1 protein-coding gene is annotated in these 582 nt (G+C 58.2%); it reads right to left on the bottom strand.

Annotated elements, in window-relative coordinates; genetic code table 11:
* The coding region (locus tag HMPREF2944_RS01505) for a hypothetical protein (protein WP_141755712.1) at positions 1-582 on the bottom strand (582 nt) is incomplete at both ends.

The raw sequence follows: 582 nt of genomic DNA on the forward strand, positions 1-582 counted from the left end.
CGAGCCGCCCACACCCAGCACACGCGGAACAAACGAGTTCTCGTCCCACACCAGCGGGTGCATCACCGAAGCATCAAAACCAGCCACAGAACCAGCACCGGCACCAGCATTAGCGCGAGCACCGGTTGAGGGTACACCAAACTCAGGTACACCAGCAGGCGCACCACCAGCAGCAAGCACACGACCATCAGTAGAAGCACACAACAGCGAGAAAGACACGGCAGAATCGTCAGCAGAACCCCACGACGCCACAGAGTTCACAAACCCAGCCGCACCATAAGTTACGGACGAGCCGGAACCATCCGAAGAAACCTGCAGAAGACGCGAATCATTACCGTCATACGAGAACACGCTCGTCGCAACCGGCACCAAAGTGACACCCTCAAGTTCCACAGACTCCGGGCACTGACCCAGCCACGCCTGAGCATCCTCAACAGCAGACGCAAATTCAACCGACGGGGAGTCAGTCTTCGCCTCATCCTGCACACCATAGACGCACACTGCGCGAACGCGGGCACCCTCATCAGTGACCAGCACCTTCACCCAAGCATTCTGCGGCTGGGCGCTATCAAAGTACTCAAC

Origin of the sequence: Rothia sp. HMSC072E10 (assembly GCF_001813965.1) — a bacterium.
Classification (GTDB): domain Bacteria; phylum Actinomycetota; class Actinomycetes; order Actinomycetales; family Micrococcaceae; genus Rothia; species Rothia mucilaginosa_A.